4 protein-coding genes and 1 pseudogene are annotated in these 3798 nt (G+C 58.7%); all 5 read right to left on the bottom strand.

All coding sequences use genetic code 11. From position 1 onward, the window contains the following. Window positions 1-354 precede the first annotated feature (354 nt). The gene (locus EO133_RS18365) at window positions 355-1506 is read right to left on the bottom strand and encodes a flavin-containing monooxygenase (RefSeq protein ID WP_127071959.1); all 1152 of its coding nucleotides are present in this window, start codon (window positions 1504-1506) and stop codon (window positions 355-357) included. A 184-nt stretch (window positions 1507-1690) separates the two neighbouring features. Further along, the gene (gene cueR / locus EO133_RS18360) at window positions 1691-2140 is read right to left on the bottom strand and encodes a Cu(I)-responsive transcriptional regulator (RefSeq protein ID WP_127071958.1); all 450 of its coding nucleotides are present in this window, start codon (window positions 2138-2140) and stop codon (window positions 1691-1693) included. Beyond that, entirely contained in the window at window positions 2127-3200 is a 1074-nt protein-coding gene (locus EO133_RS18355) for a 2Fe-2S iron-sulfur cluster-binding protein (RefSeq protein WP_244640656.1), read from the bottom strand. Before EO133_RS18355 ends, cueR begins: the two co-directional genes overlap by 14 nt. Continuing rightward, complete coding sequence (locus tag EO133_RS18350) at window positions 3197-3442, bottom strand: glutaredoxin family protein (protein ID WP_127074113.1); 246 nt, start codon at window positions 3440-3442, stop codon at window positions 3197-3199. The genes EO133_RS18355 and EO133_RS18350 overlap by 4 nt, the downstream gene beginning before the upstream one ends. Before the next feature lie 82 nt (window positions 3443-3524). Further along, window positions 3525-3798: pseudogene (locus EO133_RS20625) on the bottom strand (heavy metal translocating P-type ATPase); the annotation flags it as partial.

Below are 3798 nucleotides of genomic sequence, written 5' to 3'. Positions count from 1 at the left end.
GGGCGTTCCCCGCAACCTGCGGGCGGCCTTACTGGTGGATGTGCTGATCTCTTTGGTACGGTGGTGGCTCGACCGCGAGTCTCCCCAGGCGGTGGACAAAATCGACGCGATGTTCCACGAACTGGTTTCCGGAATTTTGGGGACACAGGGATCGACTGACAATCCCTGCTGACCTGGTCGCCCCTGAATAGTCTTTGCAGGACAACGTCAGGTTCATCCAACGCCTACCTAATTCCAGAAAGTCAGCCGTTGCCCGAAACCGCCGGGCGGCAACGCACCCTCATTTCGGCCGTCGCTCGCTCCTCTCCCAAACCCCGACATCCGGCACTCGCAGTTGATCCCGCTAACGATTGTTCATTCCGCAACCAACGCGATCGACCCTTCGCCCTGCCGGGTGTTCGACAAGTATTGCTCCAGGTCATCGACCAGCCGCTGTGCGTCCTCTGCCGATCCTGTCACCAGCGCCGATGCGCGATTTCGTTGCCACGGCCGCCCGATAAAAAAGAGACCTGGCACCGGACTTCTGCCGTCGTTCACGACAATGCTTCCGGTTTGATCCTTGGCAGCTTTGATCATCAGCCACGTGAAATCGTCGCGATATCCGATGCACCATATCACTGCGCCGACGTCGAGCGCGCTGCCATCAGCAAAAACCGCATGTTTTCCATCGGCTCCGATCAACCGTGACGCCAGCACTACACCCCTTTTTTTGAGATCTCGGTCGCTTCGTTCTCGGTTTGGAAATGGATCGGACTTGCGCATGATCCTGCCCAACAGCGAATTGGGTCCGACACGCAAAAGGCCGAGCGCTTTCAGCCATTTCCACGTGCTAATTCCCAATAGCTTTTCTGGCAGCAACCGGCGATTTCGCCCGCGGGAAAGGATAACAGATTTAAACGCCGACAACTCAAATGCAATGTCGCGCCCCGAAGCGCCATCTCCAATCACCACAACTGGTCCATGTTCGACATCAGCGGGACCTTTGTAGGTTTCCGGCGTTAGCTGTCGGACTTGGGATGAAAAGGTCTTAGCGATCTCCGGGATGACCGGCACCTGAAAGCCTCCCGTTGCCACGACCACCCCACGCGCGAGAATTACGCTGCCGTCTGCTCCCTTGGCCCGAAAGAGCGTCTCAGCCTCGATATCCAGGCTCGTTACCCGAAAGTTGGTCTGGACTGGAAGGTTGTAGTGCAGGGCATAATTGGCGAGATAGTCCGCGAATTCGTCGCGGGAAGGATAGCCGTCGGGATCGCCATCAAGCCCCTTCCCAGGCAGGGCGTTGAGACTTCGCGGCGTGAACAGGGCAAGCGAGTCGTACCGGTTGCGCCAACTGTCGCCAACGCGCTGGCTTTCATCCACGATCAGAAAAGACACTCCTTCCTGCGCCAACCGATACCCAGTCGCAAGGCCGGCTTGTCCAGCGCCTATGACGAGAACATCAACTCGGGTCGTTGGTGCGGTTCTTGCCAGTTGTGCCTTCTGAATTTGAATGTCTTCCTCGTCCATTACCGAAACCCGTCCATGCTGATTGAGGAGAAGCGGAGCGCTTGTTGGGAGAGGCGCAATTGATCGAAACCCAAAACCGTCAATATTGCTCGAGTTCGAGCACAGGCTTCGACGGAAGGTACTGCTGGAGGGGAGTCTACGGTATCCGTGGAAGGGCGAAGCCAAACGGCCGCCCACCCCAATCCTAAAGAACAACGCGATCGATTGCGCCGCGGCGCGGTTGGTTCGCCTCGGCTGTCGACTCCTGTGCATTTTCGAGGTCATCGAGAATTGGACAGTCGGGTCGATGATCGCCATTGCAGCTCTCGGCCAGATGGGAGAGCGTGGCCACCATCTCTTCCAGTTCGGTGATTTTGTGTTTGAGGCCTGCAACGTGATCGAGCGCAATGCGCTTGACTTCGGCACTTTGGCGACTGCGATCACGCCACAAATGCAATAGCTCGTCGATCTCGGCGACCGAAAAGCCAAGATCCCTGGCCCGGCGTACGAAACGCAGCATGTGAACGTCGCGGGTGGAGTAGTCCCGGTAGCCCGATGCCTTGCGCTCAGCCTGTGGGATCAGGCCGGTCTGCTCGTAATACCGGATCATTTTTGCCGATACTCCGGATGCGCGTGCGGCTTCACCGATATTCATGTTCGTTGCCTTTCTCGGGTGTCGGGGCCCTGGAAGATTGTTCTGGTGAAAAGAAGATGTCGGCGTGAAGGTTGCGTGATTGTAGTCCAGCGTTCGCCAGGGCGATTGTTGTCGCCTTGACCATGGCCGGCGGCCCGGCAACGTAGGCCTTCCAGTCTTGGAGATTGTCCAGATCCTTGGCAACCGCAGCGCTGACCATTCCAGTGCGATAGTCGCTTGCCCCTTGGTCCGACAACACCGGTGTGAATGTCAGGTGTTCATGGAGGTGGGCGAGGGACCGGAAGTGCTCCAGAAGGTAAAGATCGCGCTCTGCGCGCACGCCGAAATATATATGAATTGGTTGGCGCATGCCGAGTTCAAGCGCTGTCTCAACGATTGACAGGATGGGCGCCAGTCCTGAACCACCGGCGACTGCAAGGATCGGCCCGGTATGCTCGTGGCGTAACTGTGAGGCCCCGAACGGTCCTTCGAGTGTGACTGGATCACCCACCTTGAGACGCGAATGGATGAAGCTGGACGTCTGGCCATCCGGAACGCGGCGTATATGGAATTCGAGTTCACCCATGTCCGGGCGGTTTGCCATTGAGTAGTCGCGCGCAGGAACTCCGGGCAGCGACAGTTGTGCATGCTGGCCGGCAGAAAAGCTGAACATTTGACCATCGAGCGCCAGGCGGAGGCGACAAATGTCGTGAGTCAAGTGATCGATGGCCGAGACACGGCACTCGAGCCTGTGTATCGGGTGGTCGGGCAATTCATGTTGGGGCCCCAGCCACTCAACCGTGGCCGGTCCATCCGGCAGCGCACAACAGGCGAGGATCATACCCTCCGCCTTCTCCTCGTCAGAGAGCGCAAAGCCCGTGTGTTCGAGTAGCGAAGCCTCGCCGCTAATCAGGCGCGACTTGCATTTACTGCACCGCCCCGATCGGCAACAGTGCGGATAGGGGATGCCCTGTTCAAGGGCTGCCTCGAGTATCGTCTGCCCCGGCATCACCTTGATGCTTCGCCCTGTCTGTGGAAGGCTGATCTCGTACCCTTCAGGCATGGTTCGAACGACGTTCATTGTCTGCCTTCCTTCTGCAGGACAGTCCGGATCTCTGGCTGCTGTTTCTCGAAGGTGCCATAGGTGAACCAGTCACCCATGGCTGTGATGGGGGCCACACGCACGCCGTAATGCGCTTTTGCTTCTTCCATGACCGCCTGGTCAGAAAGGTCACGCACTTCATAGGACACGCCCTCGCTGTCGAGCCAGTCTTTCAGTGCCCGGCAATCGGGGCAGGTGGGAGTGGAATAGATGGTCAACATCGGTCTCTTGCCTTCTCAGGGTGAGTGTCGGGGTATCGCTTTGGCGAGCCCCGGGGCCGACGGCCACGGGGGATCGGCATCGTCAGGCAGCGGGTGCCAGCCGAACGCCCGCAGCTTGTGCCCGGGTCATCGGTTCGGCTGCGATCGGTGCCTTGAAGCGGCGCAGGCGAAGTGCATTGGCCAAAACAAAGATACTGGACAGCGCCATGGCGCCCGCCGCGAGGACCGGCGAAAGCAGGATGCCGAAGGCGGGGTAGAGCACGCCAGCGGCGACCGGGATCAGAGCCGTGTTGTAGGCGAATGCCCAGAACAGATTTTGCCTGATATTCCTGATCGTCGCTTTGGACAGCGCGATG

Origin of the sequence: Pelagibacterium lentulum, assembly GCF_003992625.1 — a bacterium.
GTDB lineage: Bacteria > Pseudomonadota > Alphaproteobacteria > Rhizobiales > Devosiaceae > Pelagibacterium > Pelagibacterium lentulum.
The sequence above is the reverse complement of the archived record's forward strand: the minus strand, read 5'-3'. Positions and strand labels throughout refer to the sequence as shown.